The organism is Bordetella tumulicola, from assembly GCF_965138755.1.
GTDB classification, from domain to species: domain Bacteria; phylum Pseudomonadota; class Gammaproteobacteria; order Burkholderiales; family Burkholderiaceae_B; genus Bordetella_A; species Bordetella_A tumulicola.
In genome coordinates, this window is the sequence record NZ_CBCSFP010000002.1 from 421,841 (window position 1) to 444,868 (window position 23,028).

The following is a 23,028-nucleotide window of genomic DNA, read 5'->3' on the forward strand; positions in this document are numbered from 1 at the left end:
ATAAAAAAAATCCCTCGACAACGTCAAGGGATTGATGGCTTCTGGCGATGCGGCAAGGCTTACTTCGTCGCATTCACCATATATTCGACCGCTGCCCGGATGTCGTCTTCAGAGGCGTTTACGGCGCCGCCCTTGGGCGGCATGGCGCCTTTGCCTTGCAAGACAACCTTGACCATCGTGTCGAGGCCCGTCTTGATATAAGGATCCCAGGCGGTTTTGTCGCCAAACTTCGGTGCGCCGGCAACCCCGGTGCCATGGCAGGCAAAACAGGTGCTCTTGTACAGCTTTTCACCGGCGGGATTCGTTGTCGCCGCTGCCTGAGGGGCGGGCGCCTCTGCACTGGGTGCCACCGCCGGGGCCGCTGGCGCTGGCGCAGCAGGTGTCGCAGCGGGGGCCGGAGCAGCCGCTGCAGCCGCAGGGGCCTCACCGGCCGCAGTGGTACCTTCTGCCTCGGGGGCCGCCGGCTCTTCAAGCGAGGCTCCCGATTCATTCGCCATATAGACAACCGCGCGAGCGACCTCGTAGTCGCTCAGTGCCGGATTGCCGCCCTTGGCAGGCATCGCACCCTTGCCATGCAGCGCGACATTCAACATCGATTCATAGCCGCTCTTGATAAAGGGCCCCCAGGCTGCCTTGTCCCCTAGCTTGGGTGCGCCAGCTACCCCTGCGGTATGACAGGCCGTACAGACTGCCTGAAAGACCTGTTCGCCGGTCTTGAAGACCTTGGGTGCGTTGGCGTCAACCAACTCAAAACCCGAGACGGGGGCAATGCGTTTATTAATCGCCTCTGCGGTCAGCGTGTCCGAGCCCGCGCCAACCTTGGTGCCCGACGTGACCATATTCACCAGCAAAATGATGATAAGGATGGGGAGGACGAAAGCCAGCACGACCGTGACAATCAGCTGCTTTGGCGTCTTGATGGGCGAGGCGTGTTCTTCGTTGTGTTCCTGCTCGTTGCTCATAACCTAATCCTGCAAATCGGGTACCGGGGCGCCTAATGGCGGCAACTGACGACGAAATCAACTACAACGCAAGGAGTGGTCGCAAAACAAGGCCCACCCCCCATGCAAACGCCAGATTATATAACGCATGTCAGATGAAAACAGGCAGACTCGTCGATAACCTGTCACTCCGCGGCAAGAACTCGAAATTTAGGTACAATGTCGCCTCTTTGCGCCCGTAGTTCAATGGATAGAATGAGAGTTTCCGAAACTCTTGATACAGGTTCGATTCCTGTCGGGCGCACCATAGAATCAATGTCTTAAGATTTTTTGGCTCTACCCCATTTTCGGGGGATGGGCACTCATCAGGCCCGGTTAATCACACCGTTCCAACCGTACTGAGCCAAGACTCTCGTGCGGTAATTCTCAAACTTCCTGAAGCCGTAAGCCCGGCGCGAGTCTGCTGGACTGGTACACATCAGGACCACAGCTGGGACGTGTCGTAGCTTCGCTCCAGCTGGCGAATCGCATTGCTCTCGTACAGCATCGACTCAGGCACGCCAATATCTTGCAGTGCCCTGGCGTTCAGTGTGCTCAGCGCATCAGCAGTTCGTTTTCGAGCGCGACGCGTGAAAAGACCCCGCCACCGTGAGGACCAACGCTCAATAAGACGTTTCGTGCGCGATAGGACGGCAGGATCAGTCGTATCGATTAGTTGGAGCGTTGCAACGTCAACAGTACTTAGTGTTTCTTGGGATTGCATTTCTCGGGGGGCAGCGTTGACTCCAGAGATTGGTAACGTTCATTAGGCGTCGGGTTCCAATTCCTGCGCTTGCTAGCGGTCACACCGAAACACATCCCTGATGACTCTTTTGGCCGCAGGCAAACCAGGACGGTAGTCTGTTTTCGACCGATTGCAGTATTGCGTGTTGGCTGAAGCAAACACACAAATCTCGGGGTATGTGCTTATCCGATAGCCGACAACTTGTTACAGCTATACTGCAGCAGAACTTGCATCTCGAGTATGCCAAAGGGAGAAGCGCAATGACCGTGATTGTCTATTCATCTTTCTCCCAATGGTACGCCGAGGGCCGAGAGGCTTCCTATGTGCGCACGAAAAAATCCCCGGGTGGAGTCCTCGACCTGCTTGACGTGACTAGACCAGCCGGAGATATGGATCGCCCAGCCCTGCCGGATCTTGCTTTGTATCAAGATCAGATCGGGGGCAGCCGTGTTCGGGGCAACTCGGGGGGAGGGCAATTCAATGTGAGGAGCGGAAAAGGCTCGTTCTATCTCGCTGCGCCGGACTTCGCTCATACCATCTCGGTCGACACCGATCACCAGCTTCGCGCCTTGTCCTTTCCTCTGGCGCAGTGGCAGACAGTGCTTGATGAAGCCTCCAACGGTAGTTTCACCGCAGAACGCCTGCAACTCTACAGAGGGTCATTTCACTCGCCGGCCATCCAGTCATCGCTGCGGAACTTGTGGGCTTTGGGCGACGAGGATGGGGTGCCGTCACGTCTGCTAGCGCGGGCTGCAGGCTGCGAGATCCTGGCCGAGCTATGCCGGATGAGCGGGGCATCGTTCACCTCGGCAAAGGGTGGCCTTGCCCCGTGGGCAGAACGGCGTTGTCAGGAGTTGATGCGCGCGCGGTTGTCGGAAGACATCACCCTGGACGAACTGGCCGCCGAGGCGCAACTGTCATCTTTTCATTTCGCACGCATGTTCAAGCAAAGCGTTGGTGTGCCACCACGTGTTTACCTGACGCAACTGAGGATGGAGAGGGCCTGCGAACTTCTCGAACTGACGGACCTTCCGATCACCGAGATCGCCTTTGAAGTTGGATACTCGTCCAATCAGGTACTCGCCCGGGTATTCACCAAACATCAGCATATGAGCCCCTCCGAGTATCGTCGGGCAGTTCGCATTCCGGTGTGCTTCAGCACATAGCAGGAACCCAACTCCGTCGCGTTCACGCGCAGGCTTGCGTTTGCCGCTTTACCAAGCCACGGGTACGCACGTCTGATTGATGCACAAGATCGGCACCATGACAGCAGTTTTTGCGCCGTAATATGCCTCGCCTCTCCCTAAAGTAAGTACTTGATAAGCAGGTATTGCTCTTGTTCTCGAGCAGAACCGATACATCAGGAACTTAACGAGGGGCGGTTCTCATGACTTCAGGGAAAAAGACTGCGGCACATATCGGCATTGGCGCTAGCGCCAATGCCCGAAAGCCGGCAGTGATCATCATCGGTGGCGGTTCCGCCGGAGCGGTGCTCGCTGCCCGACTCAGCGAAGACCCTTCGAGACAGGTGCTGCTTCTCGATGCCGGTCCGGACTTTGCGCCCAAGGCTTATCCTTCCAGCCTGACTGACGCCGGGACAGTCGCGCCGCCGGATTTTGACTGGCAGTACATGAGCGACGACAAGGCGAAGCTGGGTCACGATATCCCAGCCCCACGTGGCAAGGTGATCGGCGGTAGTTCTGCACTAAACGGTACCGTGGCGATACGCGCCCGGCCATCTGATTTCTCCCGCTGGTCGGCACTCGGGATCGAGGGATGGTCGTGGGACGACGTGTTACCGACTTTCAAGGCATTGGAGAACACGCCGAGCGGCGAAAGTGACTGGCATGGCCGTAACGGACCACTTCCCATCCGGCAGCGCACGATGGCGGAGCTTTCGGCGTCATCGCGTGCCTTCGTGGATGCATCGCGCGCCAATGGCCTGGTAGCCGTCAACGACTTCAACGGTGCCACTGCCGATGGGGTAGGGCCATATCCGCTCAACGTTGTGGACGGCGTGCGGATGAATACCGGTATGACCTATCTCGCCGACGTCGTGCGGACACGTCCCAACCTGACAATCCGAGGCGATGCCGAGGTCGACCGGCTGGTGCTCGAAGGCAAATGCGCCGCCGGTGTGCGTCTGGTGACTGGCGAAGTCGTGTCGGGCGGTGAGGTGATCCTCTGCGCGGGTGCTTTCGGAAGCCCGGCGATCCTGATGCGATCCGGGATTGGACCCTCGGCGCACCTTCGCAGCCTCGATATTCCGGTAGTGGCGGACCTACCTGTGGGCACGAGGCTTCAGGATCATCCCCTCATTTACAGTGTCTATGCGTTGAGGGCGGAGCATAAGGCGATGTTGCCTGCCGCCGGAGCGTTGGCGTGGACGGGTTCGAAGGGCGCAAGTTCTGGCGACCTCGATCTTCAGATTTCTGCGACGCACTTCTTTAACCCAATGCACAGTCCCACCGGCGGCGCGATCGTGCTGGCGTCCGCGCTGGTGTTGCCGCGCTCCATCGGCTCGTTCCAGATCAGATCGCGCGATCCCCGGGTCGACCCTCGCATCCAATACAACTTCCTCGACGATCCGAGCGATCTCGAACGTCTGATGGAGGTCGTGCGCCTGACGAGCAAAATCGCAACGACCGAGCCGTTCGCGAGCATTGTCGACGGTGAAATCACTCCGCCCCTGCCGACAGAAGACGCACAGTTGCGAGAGCACATCATCGCGAACGTCTCTACCTATGCCCATCCGACCTCCACGGTCCCGATGGGCGCCGCCGATGATCCGACGGCCGTCGTCAATGCCTGGGGCGCGGTGCGCGGCATCAGCGGCCTGCACGTTGTCGATGCATCGATCTTCCCTGATGTTCCCTCAGTGCCAACCAACGTGACAACCGTCATGGTCGCTGAACGGATTGCAGCCCGGCTGGGTAATGCCTCGCCGACTATTCACGCCAAACGAAACACAGGAGTCACCCATGAATATTGATACCTCCCACAAGTCCAATCCCGCGTTGAACTGGGTCGGCGGCGAGTGGCTGGGCTCGGATACGGTCCGTGAGTCCATAAATCCCGCCACCTACGAGGTCATCGGAACCTACGCCGAAGGTGGTGTTGAAACCGCCAAGGCGGCCATAATCGCGGCGAAACGCGCAATGCGCGAGTCAGAGTGGGTACACGACCGCAAGCTGCGGGCGCGTGTGCTCGACAAGCTTGCGGACGCGTTCGAGCGTCATCGGGACGAACTCATCCAGATCCTCTACACCGAAAACGGCAAGATCCAAGGCGATGCCACCTTCGAAGTCGATCTTTGCGTTCCGTCGCTGCGGTACTTTGCTGGCATTGTGCGCACGGAAGCCGGACGGGTTGTGGACTCCAAGCCGGGCAGAATCGCGATGATGGTGCGCCAGCCGATGGGCGTGGCGTGCATCATCGCGCCCTGGAACTCCCCTGTGATTCTAATGGTGCGATCGCTGTCGCCTGCCCTGGCGGCAGGTTGTGCTGTGATCATCAAGATGCCGGGCAAGAGCGCCCAGATCACCGCGACTATCTCCAAGATCTTTGCCGATGTACCGGAACTGCCCCGCGGAGTGATCAACGTGTTCACTGACGAGGCTGGCGACGGAGCCAAACATATCGTTGCCTCTCCGGATGTTCCGGTCATCAGCTTTACTGGCAGCACCGGAACAGGCAAGGCGATCGCGCTTAGCGCTGCACCGCACTTCAAACGCATCGGGCTGGAACTGGGCGGCAAGACCCCGGCAATCGTGTTTGACGATGCCGATCTTGATCTCGCGTTGCCGATGCTCGAAACGGCACTGACGAAGTTCGCGGGTCAGTTCTGCGTGACCGGCCAGCGCGTGATCGTGCATGAAGCGATTGCCGAGGAGTTCAAGAAACGGTTCGCCGAGCGTCTGCGCGCAGTGAAGGTCGGACCCGCCGCGGACCTGTCGAGTGATATGGGCCCGATGATCGACCGCGAGAACGTCGAACGGGTCAATAACGTTGTTGAGCGTGCCATTGCCGAAGGCGCTGAGGTCGTCGTGCGAGGAGGGCCTCTGACCGAGGGTCCACTTTCGACGGGCGCGTTCTTTCGCCCCACTTTCCTGGAGGTTACTGATCCAAAGATGCAGGTCGTTCAGGAGGAGACCTTCGGTCCCGTGGTCACCATGCAGCGCTTCACCACGGCGCAGGAGGCTGTCGCCCTGGCGAACGACAGTATCTATGGCTTGGGGGCCAGCATCTGGACGCGTGACGTCTCGAAGGCTCTGCGTATTGCTCCCAGGATCGAAGCGGGTCTGGTCTGGATCAATGAATGGGGCGCGGTCAGCGAAGACACCGAGGAGGGCGGTTCCAAACACTCGGGCCTCGGACGCCTGAATGGCGCCACGGCGATCGATGACTTCACCGAGATCAAAACCATTACGTTCAATCCTGGACTGATGCAAGCCTAAGCGTCACCTGAGTCGACGTTGTTGTGACCTCTTTGGGTCAATGTCATAAAAGGAAGAAATATCATGTGTCTTACAGGCAAGCGCGCGCTGGTAACTGGTGGCTCCCGCGGTATCGGCGCTGCCATCGCACAGGCCCTGGCCGCTAATGGCGCGGACGTCGCTATCACCTACCAAAACTCGGCGAAGTCTGCGGAAAGCATCGTAGCTTCGATCGAGAAACTGGGTCGCCGTGGTCTGGCTATTCAGGCCGACAGTGCCGATCCGGATGCCATAAAGCGGGCCGTCGGCGAGACCGTCGAAACACTTGGCAGTCTCGATATTCTTGTCAACAGCGCGGCTCGGGGGCTCGCTGGCCCTGTCGCGCAGGTCGATCTCGCCGAGTTCCAGGCGATGATGGACGTCAACGTCCGCGGCCCCTTTGTTGCGGCACAAGCCGCAATACCGCACCTGCGCGAGAGCGGTCGCATCATCTCGATCGGATCGGCTTTGGCAGAGCGCGTCCCGTTTCCGGGTATCACGGCCTATGCCATGTCGAAGTCGGCACTGCTCTCGCTCACCCGTGGGCTGTCGCGCGAGCTCGGCCCGCAGGGCATTACGGTCAATCTAGTCCAGCCGGGATCGACCAATACTGACGCGAACCCGGCAGATGGAGAAAGTGCTGATTTCCAGCGAGGTCTGTCCTCAATTGGGCGTTATGCCGAGCCGCGAGAGATCGCTGATGCGGTCGTGTTTCTTGCAAGCCCTGCCGCAAACATGGTGACTGGCATTGCCTTGACTGTGGACGGCGGGGCGAACGCATAAGCAGCCACGCAGATAAAAGGAATAACGAGCATGTCTGAAATTGCTGGCGTAGTCGTCAGTCACATTATTCGCCCGGCGCACGAACAGGCATTCGTTGTATGGGCGAAAAAAATGGGAGAGGGCGTTCGCGCAGCGTCCGGCTTTCGCTCGATTATTCGGCTTGATCAAGGGCCGGCGATATCCCATACGGTGGTGCAGTTCGACTCCCAGGAGCAACTCGACAGTTGGCTGGTATCGGACGCATTCCTGCTGTTGCGCGCGGAGGGCTTAAATTACTCATTGCGGACCATCCAGCCGCAAGCTGGCCATACTAGCATCGTCAGCATTCCAGGATCAGCCAGCATGCCCAAATGGAGGCAGGCGGCTGCGACATGGCTCGGTGTCTACCCGACTCTGCTTGCTGTCAATGTGGTCATGGTCCGCCCCCTTGCAGATTCAGTGAACTGGCTCGTGCTACTGACAGGAAGCTCGATAGTACTCACTGTCATTCTGACATGGGTGATCCTTCCTCGCGCTCATCGAGCGCTGCGCCCATGGATGTTCGCAGAGTCGGACAACGACAGTAGTCCATGATCAAGCGCCATCCCGCCAATCACCAGATTGGATCCCAGCATTTCCCCACATAGCTCACCCTATCCACCCTAGCTCGCAAACCTGAAATACCACGAACCGCAAGCGGTAATTAACAATGTAAACGGAGAGAACTCATGATCACAATTTCTCGCACTAAGTCGCTCGCGGCAGTCATTACGCTCGCCGCGTCCAGTTTGACTGCCATCCCTGTTGCAGCACAGTCGACTAGCGAAGCGCAGTCTGCTGCTTCGCTCTCGGTTGTTATGGAATTCCTGGCCAACACGGCGCCCGATAAAGTTGAAGCTGCTGCACAGAGGCTGGCGGCTCCGGACGCAACCTATGTTTCTCTCAACTTCGACAATCCGGAACTCCAAAAAATCCTGCCTTGGACCGGCACAAACAAGGGCCCGGAAGCCTTCAGTAGCTTGTTCTTGCAGCTCGCGGATTACTGGAAAACCGAAGACTTCACCGTCACCGATAAGATCGCTTCTGGGGAGGATGTCGCGATTTTCGGTAAATTCACTTATCGGTCCGTAGCGGTAGACCGCGTGTTCACATCACCGTTTTCCATCCACGCCAAGGTCCGTGACGGAAAGATGATCTATTTCCAGTTCATGGAAGATACCTATGCTTCTGCCAGCTCGTTCCGGCAGTCCGGCTCGTGGACGGTGAAGACACCTGACGACGCAGCCCCCTTTAAGGTGGGGGAAGAGTAACGACCTCGGCCGGTGGGTATTCTGGGGCACTCGTAAAAATACTGCCGGCCACATCCTCCGGCTCTACCCCATTTTCGGGGGGTGAGCATTCATCAGACCTACATGGATGCCCCCGTTTTGCCAAGCGCTCACTTCATGACGGTTGAAGGAAGGGATTGCAGCCGTACATTCGGACTCAAATTTAGGCTTTTCGCCTATGTCCCTGATGGAATCTGCTGGTCGATGCCTCATCGCGGTTACGCACTCGAAGTGCTGAGTCTGATGCGGGTTTAATCGACCACGGTCTAACCTGTCTTGCCATCAATGTCGTGATTGCCTGTGCAATCAGTGGGGTGTACCTCTATGGTTAAAGCTGAAGAATCTGACTGATCCAACTACGCGCTATTCAAGGACTGCACGTAGTCAGGCCGGAACTCACGGTCGTGAAACAGTACCGCCCAGACAATTCTGGCCGTCTTATTCGCCTGTGCCACCACAGCCACGTTCTGGTTTCGACTGTGAATGAGTCTGTAGAGCCAACTACCAGAATTGACCTTCCTCCCGATGCGATACGCAAGTGAGCGCGCTCCGTGGATCAACAAGGTCCGCAAATAGACATCGCCTCGCTTGCTGATGCCCAGCAGTGTAGGCTTGCCGCCAGTGGAGTGTTGCCGAGGCACCAGCCCCAACCATGCAGCAAGCTCCCTGCCATTCTTGAAGTGCCTAGCATCTCCGACGGTAGCCACCATCGCTGTGGCTGTCATCGGTCCAATGCCCGGAATCTGCTCCAACCGCTGACTGAGTTCGTTGCCGCGATGCCAGGCGTTGATTTGAGCCTCGATCTCATCGACCTGTCGATCCAATAGCTTCAGGTGCTCTAACAGCCGATCAATGAGATGTCGAAATACTCCCGGCAGTTCGCTGGCTGCATCCTCAATCAAAGCGGGTACCCGCTGCCTGATATGACCAAGGCCTTGGGGCCTGTTGATCTACCGTCTTGATGGGGACAAACCGCATGGAGGGTCGACCGACAGCTTCGCAGATAGCTTGAGCATCAGCGACGTCGTTCTTGTTGCTCTTGACATATGGCTTGACCAACTGGGGTGCCATCAGCCGCACTGTGTGACCCATTGCCTGTAACTTTACGTCCCCAGTGGTGGGCACTGCCGCAGGCTTCCATCCCTATCAGGCATGGTTCCATATTGATAAAGAAGTTTGCGACTTGATCACGCTTGAGCTGCTTCTTGAGTACATTCTTGCCATCGGCATCGACGCCGTTAACCTGAAACACGCTCTTTGCTAAATCAATATCGATAGTTGTAGCCTTCATGGTGGACGTTCCCAACGGTTCAAGTGGTCGAAACAACACCTCCACTTTGGCACAATTGATGCCGTTACGGGTGGGGGCGTCCATCCCATTGCGGTTAATGATGTAGAGCCCTGATTCAGGGGGCTCCCAGGCCCAGATGCGAGCGTAGCGTATCGCCTCGGTACTCGTTGCGGAAAATGCCGCGCTGGCGCAGGATGGGCACCACGCCGTCGACGAAATCCTCCAGTCCACCCGGCAGCGTGTCGGGCATCAAATTGAAGCCGTCGGCGGCCTCGGTACGGAACCAATGCTCGATATCGTCGGCGATCTGCTCCGGCGTGCCCACGATGACGCGATGGCCGCCGCCGCCGGCGAATTCGCGTATCAGCTCGCGCGCGGTGGCGCCGGTGCGTTTGGCCGCCGCCAGCGTGGTGTTGAAGAAGGTATGCGTGCCGTTCTTGGGCAGCGCCAGGTTTTGCGCGATAGGCTCGTCGAGCTTGATCGACTCGAGCGGCACGCCGAGCGTGCCCGCCAGACGCTTGACGCTGTATTCAAGGGGAATCAGGTCCATCAGTTCGTCGCGGCGTCTATACGCTGCTTCCTCGGTCGCGCCGATGATGGTCGTCAGCCCGGCCAGGACGCTGACCGCGTTGGGGCCGCGCCCGTATTTCGCGGCGCGCTCGTGCAGGTCGCGCCGGTAGGCGCGCGACTCGTCGATCGATTCCGATGCCGAAAATACTGCTTCGGCATGCCGGGCGGCCAACTCCCGGCCATCGCCCGAGCCGCCGGCTTGCACCAGCACCGGATGGCCTTGGCGCGAGGGCGGCAGCGTCAGCGGGCCGTGCACCGAAAAGAACTTGCCTTGGTGAGCGATCGGCTGAATGCGATCCGGGTCGGCGAAATACCCCGAGTTTTTGTCGCCCAGGAAGGCGCCCGGCTGCCAACTGTGCCATAACGCCTTGACGACATCGGCGAATTCGGCGGCGCGCGCGTAGCGCTCTTGATGGTCGATGGCGACATCGCGGCCGAAGTTGCGCGCCGACGCGGGGTCGGCCGTGGTCACGATGTTCCAGCCGGCGCGGCCTGCGCTGATGTGATCCAGCGTGGCGAAGCGGCGGGCGATATTGTAGGGCTCGTTGTAGCTGGTGGATACCGTGGCGATCAGGCCGATGCGGCGCGTATGCGCGGCCAGGGTCGCCAGCAGCAGCGTCGGTTCCAGCGCATTTATGGAGCGGTATTGCACCTGGTCGCTGATGGCCGCCGTGTCGGCCAGGAAGACCGCGTCGAACGCGCCCCGTTCCGCGACCTGGGCCAGCCGAACATAATGGGCAACGTCGAACAAGGCATCAGTCTGTGCTTCGGGCAGGCGCCAGGCCGAGGGAACGAAACCCGAATGCAGCATGTTGATGTTCAGATGCAGCTCGCGGGAAGCGGGAGCATGGGATGGCATGAGCGTCTTCCGATGATAGCCAGCGTATGGAATCAGACAGTTTTCACCAAAACGCCAAGCCATCAAACGATCAAATGATTATGTCTTCATGCGGGTATTTGTTTATGTCTCGCCGACGCGAATGTTTATGCCAAAAGACCATAACAATTGCTGTCTCGACTCCGATAGGATGGCGGTTTTCTTTTTAAGAATCGCTTGGAGTTTGCATGATGAGTTCACGCACGATGCGCTGCCGGCCAGTCTTGACGGCGGCGCTTGCCGTCTTAGCCGCCGCTTTCTCAGCAGTCTCTTCGGCCCAGGCGGAAACGCCGGTGCAAGGCGGCGAGATCGTCTTCGGCGTGACGACGGAGCCGGTTTGCTTCGACCCGCATCGCTCTTCGCAGCAAAACGCCTACATCCTGATACGCAACTATGTCGATTCGCTGGTGGCCAAGGCTGAGGGCGGCAAGTTCCTGCCCTGGCTGGCGTCGTCGTGGACCATCTCGTCGGACGGCAAGACCTATGTGTTCAAGCTTCGCGAGGACGTGCGATTTCATGACGGTGCTCGCTTCGATGCCGAGGCGGTCAAGGCCAACTTCGATTACGTGCGCGACGTCAAGAACACCGCGGGCGCGGGAGATTTGCTCAAGGCCGTGAGCGATGTGCGCACGCTCGGCTCTCATGAGGTCGAGATCGTGCTGAACCGGCCCGATTCGAGCTTGCTCGAATCGATTTCCAGCATCCGCCTGGGCATTCTTTCGCCCAAATCGCTCGACTCGGGCGCCAGCTTGTGCGCGGGTGGTCCTGCGTTGGCGGCCACCGGCCCTTTCGTGTTCCAGAATTACACGCGCGGTGAATCGGTGACCTTCGCCAAGAACCCCGACTATGCATGGGGGCCGGGCTATGCTGCGCATCAGGGGCCTGCTTATCTCGATAAGGTGGCAGTGCGCTTCTTGCCCGAATACGCAGTGCGCGCGGGCGCCTTGAAGTCGGGCCAGGTCGACGTGATCGAAGGCGTGCAGCCGGCCGACGTGGCCTTGTTCAAGGATCAGCCGGATTTTCAATTCCTGGTGGGCCCGTCGGGCGCCTCGACCTCGTTCACGTTGAACATCAATTACACGCATCCGCCCGCCGACGATGTGAGGGTTCGTCGCGCGCTGCGCGATGGAGCTGATATCGGCGCACTGGTGCAAAGTGTCTACCAGGGGACGTACCGCCGGGCCTGGTCCAATATCGGTCTCGATAACTACTACTTCGACAAGTCGCTGGAAAACGCCTGGGGTAATGACGTGGCCGGCGCCAACAAGCTTCTGGACGATGCCGGTTGGACGCAGCGCGATGCCCAAGGCTATCGCGTCAAGGACGGTAAGCGCCTGTCGATCGAGGTAGGCTATCCGCAACCCTATGTGCGCGACAATCGGGACATCCTGATCCAGGGCTTGCAGGCGCAGTTGCGCAAGAACCTCGGCTTCGATCTGAAACTGCGCATCATCACGGGCGGGGAGTGGGCGCAGCAGCTCAAGGACGGCAGCTGGACGATTTATCCCAACACATATCTGCCCGCCGACGCGGCTCAGGAGCTGCAAGGCAATATCGGCGAGAGCGGTTTCATCCGCGCGCGGGCCGACAAGGGTGACCGGAAACTCTTCGATTTGATCAACGGCGCGCTGGCGGCCACCGATCCCGAAGAAAAGAAGAAGCTGGTGTTCGCGGCGCAAACGCGCGCGGTGGACCAAGCATTCATCGTGCCGCTGTTCGCCGCCAATTACCAGTTGGGAGCCAAGGAGATCGTCAAGGGCTTGTCGTTCGAAACCCAGCTCGATTCACCGTCCAACTTCTACGATGTATGGCTGGCGAAACCATGAGCGCACTGGGTCGTCCCAAACGTGAATTCTTCCTCGAGAGGAAGTGGCGCAGCGACAGGAGGGGCGTTCAATGAAAGCGGCGCTTGCACGCAGCGTGCTGTTAAAACTGGTCAGCGGCTTGCTGGTCGCCTGGGGCAGCGCCACCGTGGCCTTTCTGGCGCTGCACGCGTTGCCCGGCGAGGTGCAGGACATCCTGGCGGGCGATCTGGACTACCCTGGCTTGAGCGAGGCTATCGCGGCCGAGTGGGGGCTGGATCGCAGCCTGGCGTGGCAGTACTGGAATTTCGTGTCGAATATTTTTTCCGGCAATTTGGGCACATCGTATACCCTGCGCCAGCCTGTCTCCGAGGTGCTGTTCTCGCAGCTTGCGCCCACAGTGCTGTTGGCGGGCACGGCGGGGGTGCTGGCCTTTGTTCTGGCGCTGGCCGTGGCGCTTGGCACCAGCGGCGCGGGCCGGTTGGGCCGCGGATGCGCCGAGTTGCTTGAGCGCTTCAGCGTGTCGGTGCCCGTGTTCTGGCTGGGCCTGCTGTTGCTGATGGCGCTTTCCTTCGGCTTGAACTGGTTCCCGGTCTCAGGGGGCGACGGCTGGCGCTCGCTGGTGCTGCCCGCCATCACACTGGCCTTGCCCACGGCGGGCCTGCTCAGCCAGGTCTTGCGTGAGGCGTTGGATAAGGCGCTGGAGCAGCCTTTCGTCGTGACGCTTCGGGCGCGGGGCTTGAGCGAGGGGGGCATCCGTCTGCGCCATGTGTTGCGCCACGCCGTTGCGCCGGCCATGACCTTGGGCGGTTGGCTTATCGGCGGCCTGCTGGGCGGCGCTGTCCTGACTGAAAAGGTCTTCGGCCGTCCGGGTCTGGGCACGGTCACGCTCAACGCCGTGCTGACCCATGACGTGCCCATCGTGCTGGCCGTGGTGCTGCTGGCAGCCTTCGTTCACGTGGTGGCTTCCACCGCGCTGGACATTCTCTATCTATTTATCGATCCGAGGCTCAGAACGCAATGACGACCACGGTTTTGACCGCTGCTGGTGGCCACGGACGGGCGGTCGCCGCCAGGCTGCCGCGCCTGTCTTCCATTTTGTCGCTGGCTTTCGCGGCCTTGCTGGTGCTGTGCGTGGCGGCGCCGCAATGGTTGACGCCCTACGATCCGCTGGAAGCGGATTTTCTGGCGATATTGCAGCCGCCCAGTTGGACGCATCCTTTCGGCACCGACCGCATCGGACGCGACGTGTTGGCGCGCACCATCCACGGCGCGCATTTTTCGCTGTCCATTGGGCTGGCCGGCACCGTCATCTCGGTATTGTTCGGCGTGCTGCTGGGTATCCTTGCCGGTCAGCGCAACCGCTGGGCCGACGAAGGCCTGTGCCGCGTGTTCGACGTCATTTCTTCCTATCCGGGCGTCTTGCTAGCCATGATGGTAGTGACCTTCATGGGCAACGAGGCGCGCAACATCGCCATCGCCGTGGGCATCGCGGGCATTCCCAAGTTCGCCCGGTTGGTGCGCGCGCAGACCCAACTGGTGCGCGAGGCGGATTACGTCACTCATGCCTACATCTATGGGCGCAGCCGGTTGGCGGTGTTCTGCACGCATCTGCTGCCCAATGTGCTGGTGGCGGTGCCGGTGGTCGCTACCGTTTATGTGGGTACGACCATTCTGGCGGTGTCTGGCTTGAGCTTTCTGGGCCTGGGGCCGCAGCCGCCCACGCCCGAATGGGGGGTAATGCTGGCCGAAGGGCGCGACGTGCTGCGCACCGCTTGGTGGCCTAGCGTTTTTCCGGGGCTGGCCATTACCCTGACAGTCATTTCCTTTATCGTGCTGGGACGCGATCTGCAACTCAGGTTCGAACGCAGGGAGGCTGCATGAAAGACGGCACATATGGCCGGCGGGGCGAAGTTCTGGTCGATATCGAGAACCTGCGTATCGGTTTTCCGGGCAAGAACGACAACAAAGATTTGGTTGACGGTATCGATCTGTGCATCCGGGCGGGTGAGTGCGTAGCCCTGGTGGGCGAGTCGGGCTCGGGCAAGAGTCTCACGGCACGCAGCATCCTGAATCTAGCCGGCAAGGGCGCGCGGATGTCGGCCCGGCGTTACGAGATCGGCGGGCGCAATGCCTTGCGTTTCACGCTGCAGGAATGGCGTGACGTGCGCGGCCGGTTCGCGGGCCTGGTGATGCAGGACGCGCTGGTGTCGCTCGACCCCTTGCGCCAGATTGGACAAGAGGTGGGCGAGACCGTTGCCGTACATGGCTTGCTGCGTGGCGAACGGGCAGTGCGCGGCCGGGTGCTAGACGCCCTGGCGCAAGCTGGCATCCCCGACCCCCAGGCGCGCAGCCGGCAGTACGCGCACCAGCTTTCCGGCGGCTTGCGCCAGCGCGCTCTCATCGCGGCCGCTATCGCGGCTCATCCCAGGCTCATCATTGCCGACGAACCCACCACGGCGCTGGACGCTACGGTGCAAAAGCAGGTGATCGAGGTCTTGATGCGGCGCGTGCGCGAGGACGGCGTGGGGTTATTGCTGATTAGCCACGATCTGTCGGTGGTGTCGGACATCGCCGACTGCGTGCTGGTCATGCGCGGCGGGAGGGTGGTAGACGACGGGTCGACGCGTGAAGTGTTGTCCCACCCTCGGCACGACTACACCCGTGCGCTGATCGCGGCGGTGCCGTCGGCCGAGTCGCGCGGATACCGGCTGGCATCGGCACGCATCGAGACCGGCGCGGCGGATGACCAGACCGTGGCGCGCATTCTGCGCGAACCCTTGCCGCCCCGCGCGGCGCTGGGCGGCGAGGTAATTCTGCGGGCCGAAGGCCTGGGCAAGCGCTACTGGCAGCAGCGCGGCGGCGGCGAGTTCCAGGCGCTCGACGAGGTGTCGTTCGAGATTCGCGCGGGCGAGGTGCTGGGCCTGGTGGGTGAATCGGGGTCGGGCAAGTCCACGTGCGCCAAGATTGTTCTTGGTTTGCTCGAACCCGATGCGGGCGGCGTATCCCTGCTGGGCAAACCCTGGTCCGGCATCCCCGAGCGCTGCCGCCGGGCGTTGCGTCCCAAGCTGCAGTACATTCCGCAAGACCCCCTGAGCAGCTTCGACCCGCGCTATACGGTGCGCGACATTATTCTCGAGAACTTGCCCAGGGTGCTGGGCTGGGCCGAGTTGGACCGGCGCGTCCGTGGCTTGTTGGCGCAAGTGGGCCTGGACGAGCGTCTGATCGATCGCTTGCCCGCCACCTTATCGGGCGGCCAGCGCCAGCGCGTCGCCATTGCCCGCGCCCTGGCCGCCGAACCCGCGCTGATCGTGTGCGACGAGCCAGTGTCCGCCCTGGACGTCAGTATCCAGGCCCAGGTCATCGATCTGATCGGCGAATTGCAGGCGCGCATGGGCACAGCGCTGCTGTTCATCTCGCACGACATCGGCTTGGTGCGGCACGTGGCCGACCGGGTATTGGTGCTGCAACAGGGCAGGGTGGTCGAGCAGGGCGAGGCGGGACAGGTGCTGACGCATCCTCGGCATTCGTATACCCGAACCTTGCTCGATGCCGTGCCGGGCGCGTGGCGTCAGGTCGCCTGATGCGAAAGGGGGCACCGCCCATGCCTGTGAGTGCCCCATGCCGTTTGGCGCGGGCACGTCTTAGGCGGCTTGTGCCTGGGCCGCGGTTTGCGGCTCGGCGACGCCGATCTTCCACTGATTGGGCGCAGGCGTGTCGTTGACGGCGAAATCGCCGGCGATGCGGTCCTTGTAGATCCGAGGGTTGTGCGTGGCCAGGGTGCGTACATTGCGCCAGAAGCGATCCAGGCCTAGATGCGGTAAGGTCGACGTGGCGCCCAGGGCGTCGAACAGCCGGGTCGATGAATCCAGGATCAGCTCGATCACCAGGCTTTGGGACTGGGCGATTTCCAGGTCGGCGATCGCGCGTGCCTGCTCGGTGCGCTCGGCATCGCCGCTGCGCGAAGCCTGCCATACGCGTTCCAGGGCCTGGGCATTCTGCAGCACGATGGCGCCCGCGCCATAGGCGGCGGCACGCAGCCGCCCGACAATTTCCAGGATCTGCGGGTCGTGCCGCACCAGTGGTGCATTGCCCGAACTGAAGCTGCGTTTGCGGTCCCGCACCGCGGCGGCGGTTTCGTCGGCCACGGCACGGCCGATGCCGGCGATGTTGGCCAGGTGCAGCGATTGATAGAAGGCCTGGTAGTAGGGCACACGATCTTCGTCGGGCCGGATGTTGGACGGGTCAACCTCGACGTCGCGGTAGTGCGTGGTGCCGCTGGAGGTCAGGCGCTGGCCGAAGCCGTTCCAGTCGTCCACCAGTTCGACGCCCGAGCTGTCGGTGCGCAGCGTCACAGCGTAGGGCTTGCCGTCTTCACTCGTGACGCCCACATCGGCCCAATCGGCGTACATCAGACCGGTGGAATAGAACTTGGATCCGCTCACGAACCACTTGCCGTCGCGCTGAAACAGACGGGTGCCGAGCGTGCCTTGCCGGTTGTCGGTCTCGCCGCGCCCGGGGCCGACGAGTTCGCCCGCCGCGATGCGGCGCAGCCAGGCCTCGCGCCAGGACAGGTTGTCGGTGTTGAGCACGGTCTCGACGAAACCGAGGTGAGCACGCAGCGACTGTTCGACGTTGGAGTCGGCCGAGCCCAGTTCGATCAGCAGGTTGAACAGTTCGGGCAGGGTGATGCCGCTGCCGCCATATTCCTTGGGCACGCGCAGGGCGGTGAAGCCGACCTGGGCCAGCGCGCGCACTTCCTGGCGTGGCAGGACGCGATGGCGCTCCCGTTCAATAGCGCCGGCACGGATGTCATTGAAAATACCGCGGAACCGCCGCTCCAGCGTTTCGTAGTCGGCGCTGGGGCCCGCGCCCCAGCCTTGCGAAATCTGTCCCACGCATTTCTCCATACAAGGTAAGCGGAGGACTATGAAACAAGCCGGGGAAGAGATCAACGACTCATCTTTCATATCCATATGAGCCGCCGCAGGCTGAATAAGAACAAGCCGAGACGGTATCTGATCGCGGTCCGGTGGCAGTGCCGACAATCCTGTCGGGTTTGTCTATTTGCAAGATGTCATGAGTATTCTTACCCTTGTGGCAGTCTCTCCAACCGTTCGCGCTCGTCGGCCTTGTTGCGGCATGTGGCGCAGCGCCTTGCTCTGCTGGGCTTGGATGAAAATCCGCGCATCTCGAACCTGCGCGGGCTACCGTCAGAAAAATTCGAACATCGCTCCAGTCCATGCCATGAATCACCGTTCAAAAATGCACAAAAAATATACGCGAATGGCAGTTCACAAATAATTTCATAGACGTCACCATCTCGCCTGTCGGTGAGTCGGCCCAGTTCGAGGCTGATAGGTTGTCAAACGTTCAATAAGTAGCCTGATGCCTTGTGGAGGCCCTATGAATACTCAAACTGCTCCGGTTGTTGTCTACGTGACTTACCAAGGTACGCCACAAGATACGTTTAATCGTAGCTATTACGTCGACGTCCATCTGCCATTGGCCATGAAGGCCTGGGCTCAGTACGGTCTACTCAGCGTGGCGGCTTATTTTCCGACGACCGAACACAAAGGAACCGTCGCAATCTGTGAATGCGTCTTCCGAGATGAAGCCGCGTTAGAAATTGCATTCGCATCGCCGGAAGCCTCCGATGTAATGGCTGACGTGCCGCGCTTTACCGCCATTGCTCCTCAGCGCGTCCGGGCAGTTGCACTTTAATTGGCCAGTACAGGCTCACCGCCCATGAATACGTTGACTTATGCATCCGAGCCAGCGGCGCTTGATTCGCGCCGCTGGTTGGCCCTCGCTGTTTTGTTGATCGGCACAATGTTGCCGCCCCTGGACTTCTTCATCGTCAATGTGACGCTACCCGCCATCCGCACCGACCTGCGAGCATCTTCCGATGTCTCGCAATTGGTGATCTCGGTCTACGCCGCAGCCTATGCGGTCACGTTGATTTTGGGAGGGCGTCTTGGTGATCTCTATGGGCGAAAGCGAGCTTTCGTTGGCGGTATGTTTGGCTTTGGCGTGGCTTCAGCGTTGTGCGGTTTAGCACCGTCGCCGAGCGTGCTCGTTGTCGGACGACTGCTGCAAGGGATATCGGCGGCCATCATGGCGCCGCAATCGTTGGCATCGATACACGCCCTTTTTCCGGCAAGCGAGAAGAATCGTGCACTCAGTCTGTATGGAGCGACGTTCGGTTTGGCTTCTGTGGGAGGTCAGCTGCTGGGGGGCGTGCTGGTTTCGGCCAGTCCGTGGGGGCTCAGTTGGCGCAGCGTTTTTTTGATCAACCTCCCCCTTATTGTCGTCGCGATCCCCGCTGCGCTGGCGCTGCTTCGTGAGAGTCGGGCAGAGCGTTCCGCTCGCCTGGACGTGCCAGGGGCGTTGCTGCTAGCGTCCGGCTTGCTGGCTTTGGTGGTACCCCTCGTAGAAGGACGGGAGCACCACTGGCCGTGGTGGTGCGTCGCGCTACTTAGTTTGAGCGCGCCTTTTTTGTGTGTCTTCTGGTGGTATGAAAAAAGACAAGAGCTCGCTGACAGAGCGCCCTTGATTTTGCCCTCGATTCTGGCAGCTCGCGGGCTGAAACGCAGTCTGACGGCAGCATTCTTCTTCTATTCTCTTGCGGCGTTTTTCTTTGTGTTTGCGGTGTACGAACAGGCCGGTTTGGGTAATGATGCGTTGGCAGCCGGCTTGGCAATCCTGCCGCTCGGTATTGGCTTTTTCCTGGGGCCGCTATGCGGTCCACCCATCGTCCGGCGCTTGGGTTCGCGCACTGCAGCGTTTGGCATGATCCTGGAAGTGCTTGGCCTGGTCATGGTCGCAGTTCTGGCCTGCATCGATGCATCGTCTTGGCTCGTCTTTCCTTTGTTCCTGATTGGAGCTGGACAAGGCATCGCACTACCTGCACTGGTTCGCTTGAACGTGGACCAGGTTGACACACGTTGGGCTGGGCTTGCTTCCGGTTTGGTCACCGCCACTTTGCAGATTAGCGCTGCGGTAAGCATCGCGATAATTGGTGGTCTTTTCATCGCGATCGCACCTGACGGCGCAGCCGCTCATGATGTGCGGCTCGGATTTACCGTGGCTTCATTGGCAATAGGCGCGGCACTGGCGCTGGCAGCAGGACTCAGCTGGAAACGGCAGTAGATCGTGACAACTTATATTACCCGGTCAACTCGGTACAAACAGCCAAAACACGGGCTGGAGATTTGCTCGTCGACAGATAAACATGACCGACCGAGCTATCAAAATAGGCAGACTCATTGCGCTTCAGGCTGATCTCGTTACCCGTTTCAAAAACAATACGAACGGCTCCCGAGACCACGTAGGTAAATTCCTGCCCCGGATGCTTGATGTATTCCGTGAACTCTGCAAGATCACGGGAAAAGATGGTTGCGATGATCGGGGTCATGACTTTGCCCGAAATTTCACTGAATAAAAACTGATGCCGATAGGTATCGGTTTGATATTCATCCTGCCCCAGGCTGCAAGCCTTCAGTGCCTGACCGTTGAGTCGATTGGGCACCGGATTGTCGCGGGCTTGCAGCAACACCGCCATATCCACGTTCAGGCCCAACGAGATGGCGACGAATTTCTCGTAGCTCAGCGCAGTCTGCCCCAGTTCAGCCTTTGACAAGGTGGATAGCGCTACCCCCGAGGCGGCCGACAGCTGCTTGAGGGTAAATCCTCTCTCTTTGCGTATAGCTCTCAGGCGACCGCCCATTGCCTCTTTTGAAAAACTTTTCTGGCTTCGCGCGTCCGCCTTTTCTGCCATAGATGCCTCTCCCATTTTTAAAAGGGCGAACGGCTGGATCCCACGCGATCCACGATGGCCCGATAATGTTCGGGACGCCTGTGCCGCTCAAAGTGGAAAATATTACCCCGATAGCCGTCGGCCAGACTCATATCGCAGACATAGTTGATCACTTCGTCGTCCTCGGACAGGGCCTGGACCGCGATCTCGCCGGTAGGCGCGACGATGCACGAGCCGCCGATCATGTGTATGCCTTCTTCAACCCCCGCCTTGGCCGCGGCAGCGATCCAGCATGTGTTCTGGTACGCCGATGCCTGCAGAGAGAGATGATTGTGATGCAGGGGCAAATGTCTGGGCTCTCCCAATCGCCCGTAACCGGTCGGTGTGTTGTAGCCCAGCATGATTAGATCGACAGCCTGCAGACCCATGACGCGATAGGTTTCCGGCCATCGTCTGTCGTTGCAGATGCACATCCCGATTCGTGTATCACCCGCATCAAATACCGGAAAACCCAGATCGCCAACCTCGAAATACCGCTTTTCGAGATGCTGAATGGGATACCCGTCTTGGGACTGTGCGTCGCCAGGAATATGAATCTTTCGATATTTCCCGATGATGTTTCCCGTGCTGTCGACCAGGATACTGGTGTTAAACCGTCGGTCGCCCGCGATCTCGGCGTACCCAAGGTAAAAGCCAACTCCCAATTTACGCGCTCGGTCAAAGAGGGGCTGCGTCTCTTTCCCGGGCATTTCCGTCTCAAAAAAGCTCTCCAGCTCTTGCGTGTCGTCGATCGTCCAACGAGGAAAAAAGGTCGTTAAGGCCAGCTCAGGAAAGGTGACCCATTTAGCGCCTCTACCCGCCGCATCTTCAAGCATGTCACACAGGCGTGCCACGGCCTGACGACGCGTATCACTGCGTGCGATGGGGCCCATCTGGGCCACGGCAATGTGCAATTTCACATCTTGCTCCTTGGCGTTCGCAGATCAGGACCGCTTGAGCACGCGACCCGCGTACTCTCCGGTGAAATGGGCGTCGGCATCCCATACTTTCTTGCCATTCACATACACATGATGGATGCCCCGCGAATGCGTCATGGGCGCCTCGAACGTCGCGGTATCCGCGATGGTGGCGGGATCGAAGACAACCAGGTCGGCAAAGGCATCCTGCTGAATCACGCCGCGGTCTGCCAGGCCGAACCGACTCGCAGTCAGGCCGGTCATCTTCCACACGGCTGTCTCGATGGGAAACAGGCCCAGGTCGCGGCTGTAATGGCCCAACACACGGGGAAACGTGCCCCACAGGCGAGGGTGGGGATGTGTGTCGTGAGGCAAACCGTCAGAACCGATCATGGTGTCCGGAAAAGACATGATGCGTTGGACATCATGCTCGTCCATCATGAAGTAGATCGCGCCGGCGGGCATCAATTCATCGACAACGTCCCAGCGATCCTTGCCTCGTTCTTTGGCGATATCGTCCAGATCGCGGCCCGTATATTCGGGAAAGGGTTTGCACCAGGTGAGCAGCGTCTTGGCCGACAATAGCGCACGGTCTTTCTTTAGTATGGTGGACCCGGCTATATAAGGGTAAGCGTCCAACGAAATTTCCTGGGTCTTCATCGCCTCGGAAATGATCGCGAGCGTCTCGCCTGAACGTCCGAAATTCTGCTTTCCCATGAGTTTATGATGAGATATCACGATCGGGACGTCGAGCTCTTTGCCGATCCGGAACGTTTCGTTCAGCGCGGCAACAATCTCATCGCCTTCGTCGCGCATATGTGTCGCGTAGATGCCGTTGTGCTCCGTCAGAGGCTGGCAAACCTGAATAATTTCTTCGGTTGTCGCGTGGGCAGCGGGCGGATAAAACGTCCCGGTCGAAATGCCGATCGCCCCGGCGGCCATTCCCTCACGCGCCAAGTCTCGCATCTTTTCGATTTCCTCGGGCGTCGCATTCCGCTCGAGATTGGGCATCACGGCCGCTCGTAAAGTGGAATGCCCCAGCATGCAAGCGCAGTTCAGCGCGGGTGGAGATTGCTGCAGAGCCTGTAGATAATCGGCGAACGTCGAAAAGGCGTAACTTCCCCCTAGATCCAACAGGTCGAGAGGCGGCGGTGGGCTTTCATGCAGCAATGGTGCGAGACTGATGCCGCAATTCCCGGTAATTACCGTCGTGACCCCTTGGGATATCTTGGGTTCCATCGCGGGTTTGCGCAGCAACAGATTATCGTCGTGGGTGTGCGAATCGATAAATCCTGGCGATACGGCCAGACCCGAGATATTTTCACGATGCGTCGCGGTTGCCTTGGATAGATCGCCGATCGTGGCAACACGATCGCCTCGCACGCCGACATCCGCCAGGTACGGCTTGGTGTTCGTACCATCAATAACCAGGCCGCCCGACAAGATAACGTCGTAGGACTCAATATTTTGGCTGCTCATACAT

The 23,028-nt window shown here is 59.7% G+C and carries 18 protein-coding genes, 1 tRNA gene and 1 pseudogene; 13 read left to right on the forward strand and 7 right to left on the reverse strand.

The window, feature by feature from the left end:
- Nucleotides 1-59: 59 nt before the first annotated feature.
- Entirely contained in the window at nucleotides 60-962 is a 903-nt protein-coding gene (locus ACNAZS_RS07585) for a c-type cytochrome (RefSeq protein ID WP_415787829.1), read from the reverse strand.
- A 211-nt stretch (nucleotides 963-1,173) separates the two neighbouring features.
- Between ACNAZS_RS07585 and ACNAZS_RS07590 the strand changes: the two genes are divergently transcribed.
- The 7 genes from ACNAZS_RS07590 to ACNAZS_RS07620 all read left to right on the forward strand — a co-directional run bounded on the left by ACNAZS_RS07590 (nucleotide 1,174) and on the right by ACNAZS_RS07620 (nucleotide 8,272).
- A tRNA-Arg gene (locus ACNAZS_RS07590) sits at nucleotides 1,174-1,248 on the forward strand.
- 737 nt (nucleotides 1,249-1,985) lie between these two features.
- The gene (locus ACNAZS_RS07595) at nucleotides 1,986-2,891 is read left to right on the forward strand and encodes an AraC family transcriptional regulator (RefSeq protein ID WP_415787831.1); all 906 of its coding nucleotides are present in this window, start codon (nucleotides 1,986-1,988) and stop codon (nucleotides 2,889-2,891) included.
- A 221-nt stretch (nucleotides 2,892-3,112) separates the two neighbouring features.
- The gene (locus ACNAZS_RS07600) at nucleotides 3,113-4,717 is read left to right on the forward strand and encodes a GMC family oxidoreductase (protein ID WP_415787833.1); all 1,605 of its coding nucleotides are present in this window, start codon (nucleotides 3,113-3,115) and stop codon (nucleotides 4,715-4,717) included.
- The gene (locus ACNAZS_RS07605) at nucleotides 4,707-6,182 is read left to right on the forward strand and encodes an aldehyde dehydrogenase family protein (protein WP_415787835.1); all 1,476 of its coding nucleotides are present in this window, start codon (nucleotides 4,707-4,709) and stop codon (nucleotides 6,180-6,182) included. The genes ACNAZS_RS07600 and ACNAZS_RS07605 overlap by 11 nt, the downstream gene beginning before the upstream one ends.
- 63 nt (nucleotides 6,183-6,245) lie before the next feature.
- The gene (locus ACNAZS_RS07610) at nucleotides 6,246-6,983 is read left to right on the forward strand and encodes an SDR family NAD(P)-dependent oxidoreductase (protein WP_415787837.1); all 738 of its coding nucleotides are present in this window, start codon (nucleotides 6,246-6,248) and stop codon (nucleotides 6,981-6,983) included.
- A gap of 30 nt (nucleotides 6,984-7,013) precedes the next feature.
- Nucleotides 7,014-7,556, forward strand: a complete 543-nt coding sequence (locus tag ACNAZS_RS07615; protein WP_415787839.1) for a hypothetical protein — start codon at nucleotides 7,014-7,016, stop codon at nucleotides 7,554-7,556.
- A 134-nt stretch (nucleotides 7,557-7,690) separates the two neighbouring features.
- Entirely contained in the window at nucleotides 7,691-8,272 is a 582-nt protein-coding gene (locus tag ACNAZS_RS07620) for a nuclear transport factor 2 family protein (RefSeq protein WP_415787841.1), read from the forward strand.
- A gap of 374 nt (nucleotides 8,273-8,646) precedes the next feature.
- On the opposite strand, the pseudogene ACNAZS_RS07625 reads toward ACNAZS_RS07620, so the two are convergent.
- Together ACNAZS_RS07625 and ACNAZS_RS07630 are read right to left on the reverse strand one after the other, a co-directional pair.
- Nucleotides 8,647-9,581: pseudogene (locus ACNAZS_RS07625) on the reverse strand (IS110 family RNA-guided transposase).
- 115 nt (nucleotides 9,582-9,696) lie between these two features.
- Nucleotides 9,697-11,010: an LLM class flavin-dependent oxidoreductase gene (locus tag ACNAZS_RS07630; protein ID WP_415787843.1), complete on the reverse strand. Its 1,314-nt coding sequence runs from the start codon at nucleotides 11,008-11,010 to the stop codon at nucleotides 9,697-9,699.
- Nucleotides 11,011-11,216: 206 nt separating this feature from the next.
- Here ACNAZS_RS07630 and ACNAZS_RS07635 point away from each other — a divergent pair, with 206 nt between their 5' ends.
- The 4 genes from ACNAZS_RS07635 (at nucleotide 11,217) to ACNAZS_RS07650 (ending at nucleotide 16,414) form a co-directional block, all read left to right on the forward strand.
- Nucleotides 11,217-12,854: an ABC transporter substrate-binding protein gene (locus ACNAZS_RS07635; protein ID WP_415787845.1), complete on the forward strand. Its 1,638-nt coding sequence runs from the start codon at nucleotides 11,217-11,219 to the stop codon at nucleotides 12,852-12,854.
- A gap of 70 nt (nucleotides 12,855-12,924) precedes the next feature.
- Entirely contained in the window at nucleotides 12,925-13,854 is a 930-nt protein-coding gene (locus ACNAZS_RS07640) for an ABC transporter permease (RefSeq protein WP_415787847.1), read from the forward strand.
- Entirely contained in the window at nucleotides 13,851-14,714 is an 864-nt protein-coding gene (locus ACNAZS_RS07645; protein ID WP_415787849.1) for an ABC transporter permease, read from the forward strand. The genes ACNAZS_RS07640 and ACNAZS_RS07645 overlap by 4 nt, the downstream gene beginning before the upstream one ends.
- Nucleotides 14,711-16,414 carry an ATP-binding cassette domain-containing protein gene (locus ACNAZS_RS07650; protein ID WP_415787851.1) on the forward strand — a complete coding sequence of 568 codons (1,704 nt, stop codon included), beginning with the start codon at nucleotides 14,711-14,713 and terminating at the stop codon, nucleotides 16,412-16,414. The genes ACNAZS_RS07645 and ACNAZS_RS07650 overlap by 4 nt, the downstream gene beginning before the upstream one ends.
- A 60-nt stretch (nucleotides 16,415-16,474) precedes the next feature.
- Here the strand turns inward: ACNAZS_RS07650 and ACNAZS_RS07655 are convergent, their stop codons facing one another.
- Nucleotides 16,475-17,728: an acyl-CoA dehydrogenase family protein gene (locus tag ACNAZS_RS07655; RefSeq protein ID WP_415787853.1), complete on the reverse strand. Its 1,254-nt coding sequence runs from the start codon at nucleotides 17,726-17,728 to the stop codon at nucleotides 16,475-16,477.
- Between the two features lie 508 nt (nucleotides 17,729-18,236).
- Between ACNAZS_RS07655 and ACNAZS_RS07660 the strand changes: the two genes are divergently transcribed.
- Nucleotides 18,237-18,554 (forward strand): EthD family reductase, encoded by a 318-nt coding sequence (locus ACNAZS_RS07660; RefSeq protein ID WP_415787855.1) that lies wholly within the window; start codon nucleotides 18,237-18,239, stop codon nucleotides 18,552-18,554.
- A 24-nt stretch (nucleotides 18,555-18,578) separates the two neighbouring features.
- Nucleotides 18,579-19,982 (forward strand): MFS transporter, encoded by a 1,404-nt coding sequence (locus ACNAZS_RS07665; protein WP_415787857.1) that lies wholly within the window; start codon nucleotides 18,579-18,581, stop codon nucleotides 19,980-19,982.
- Between the two features lie 16 nt (nucleotides 19,983-19,998).
- Here ACNAZS_RS07665 and ACNAZS_RS07670 read toward each other — a convergent pair whose 3' ends face one another.
- From ACNAZS_RS07670 to ACNAZS_RS07680, 3 genes are read right to left on the reverse strand one after another with little or no spacing between them, the layout of a single operon-like run.
- Nucleotides 19,999-20,610 (reverse strand): helix-turn-helix domain-containing protein, encoded by a 612-nt coding sequence (locus ACNAZS_RS07670; RefSeq protein WP_415787859.1) that lies wholly within the window; start codon nucleotides 20,608-20,610, stop codon nucleotides 19,999-20,001.
- A gap of 17 nt (nucleotides 20,611-20,627) precedes the next feature.
- Nucleotides 20,628-21,548 (reverse strand): N-carbamoyl-D-amino-acid hydrolase, encoded by a 921-nt coding sequence (locus tag ACNAZS_RS07675; protein WP_415787861.1) that lies wholly within the window; start codon nucleotides 21,546-21,548, stop codon nucleotides 20,628-20,630.
- Between the two features lie 24 nt (nucleotides 21,549-21,572).
- Nucleotides 21,573-23,024 (reverse strand): N-acyl-D-amino-acid deacylase family protein, encoded by a 1,452-nt coding sequence (locus tag ACNAZS_RS07680; RefSeq protein WP_415787863.1) that lies wholly within the window; start codon nucleotides 23,022-23,024, stop codon nucleotides 21,573-21,575.
- Nucleotides 23,025-23,028 lie beyond the last annotated feature (4 nt).

Excerpts from the sequence above, each read along its gene's own strand:
- ACNAZS_RS07585 (WP_415787829.1), bottom strand. The coding sequence starts at position 962 with ATGAGCAACGAGCAGGAACACAACGAAGAACACGCCTCGCCCATCAAG.
- ACNAZS_RS07595 (WP_415787831.1), top strand. The coding sequence starts at position 1,986 with ATGACCGTGATTGTCTATTCATCTTTCTCCCAATGGTACGCCGAGGGC.
- ACNAZS_RS07600 (WP_415787833.1), top strand. The coding sequence starts at position 3,113 with ATGACTTCAGGGAAAAAGACTGCGGCACATATCGGCATTGGCGCTAGC.
- ACNAZS_RS07605 (WP_415787835.1), top strand. The coding sequence starts at position 4,707 with ATGAATATTGATACCTCCCACAAGTCCAATCCCGCGTTGAACTGGGTC.
- ACNAZS_RS07610 (WP_415787837.1), top strand. The coding sequence starts at position 6,246 with ATGTGTCTTACAGGCAAGCGCGCGCTGGTAACTGGTGGCTCCCGCGGT.
- ACNAZS_RS07615 (WP_415787839.1), top strand. The coding sequence starts at position 7,014 with ATGTCTGAAATTGCTGGCGTAGTCGTCAGTCACATTATTCGCCCGGCG.
- ACNAZS_RS07620 (WP_415787841.1), top strand. The coding sequence starts at position 7,691 with ATGATCACAATTTCTCGCACTAAGTCGCTCGCGGCAGTCATTACGCTC.
- ACNAZS_RS07630 (WP_415787843.1), bottom strand. The coding sequence starts at position 11,010 with ATGCCATCCCATGCTCCCGCTTCCCGCGAGCTGCATCTGAACATCAAC.
- ACNAZS_RS07635 (WP_415787845.1), top strand. The coding sequence starts at position 11,217 with ATGATGAGTTCACGCACGATGCGCTGCCGGCCAGTCTTGACGGCGGCG.
- ACNAZS_RS07640 (WP_415787847.1), top strand. The coding sequence starts at position 12,925 with ATGAAAGCGGCGCTTGCACGCAGCGTGCTGTTAAAACTGGTCAGCGGC.
- ACNAZS_RS07645 (WP_415787849.1), top strand. The coding sequence starts at position 13,851 with ATGACGACCACGGTTTTGACCGCTGCTGGTGGCCACGGACGGGCGGTC.
- ACNAZS_RS07650 (WP_415787851.1), top strand. The coding sequence starts at position 14,711 with ATGAAAGACGGCACATATGGCCGGCGGGGCGAAGTTCTGGTCGATATC.
- ACNAZS_RS07660 (WP_415787855.1), top strand. The coding sequence starts at position 18,237 with ATGAATACTCAAACTGCTCCGGTTGTTGTCTACGTGACTTACCAAGGT.
- ACNAZS_RS07665 (WP_415787857.1), top strand. The coding sequence starts at position 18,579 with ATGAATACGTTGACTTATGCATCCGAGCCAGCGGCGCTTGATTCGCGC.
- ACNAZS_RS07670 (WP_415787859.1), bottom strand. The coding sequence starts at position 20,610 with ATGGCAGAAAAGGCGGACGCGCGAAGCCAGAAAAGTTTTTCAAAAGAG.
- ACNAZS_RS07680 (WP_415787863.1), bottom strand. The coding sequence starts at position 23,024 with ATGAGCAGCCAAAATATTGAGTCCTACGACGTTATCTTGTCGGGCGGC.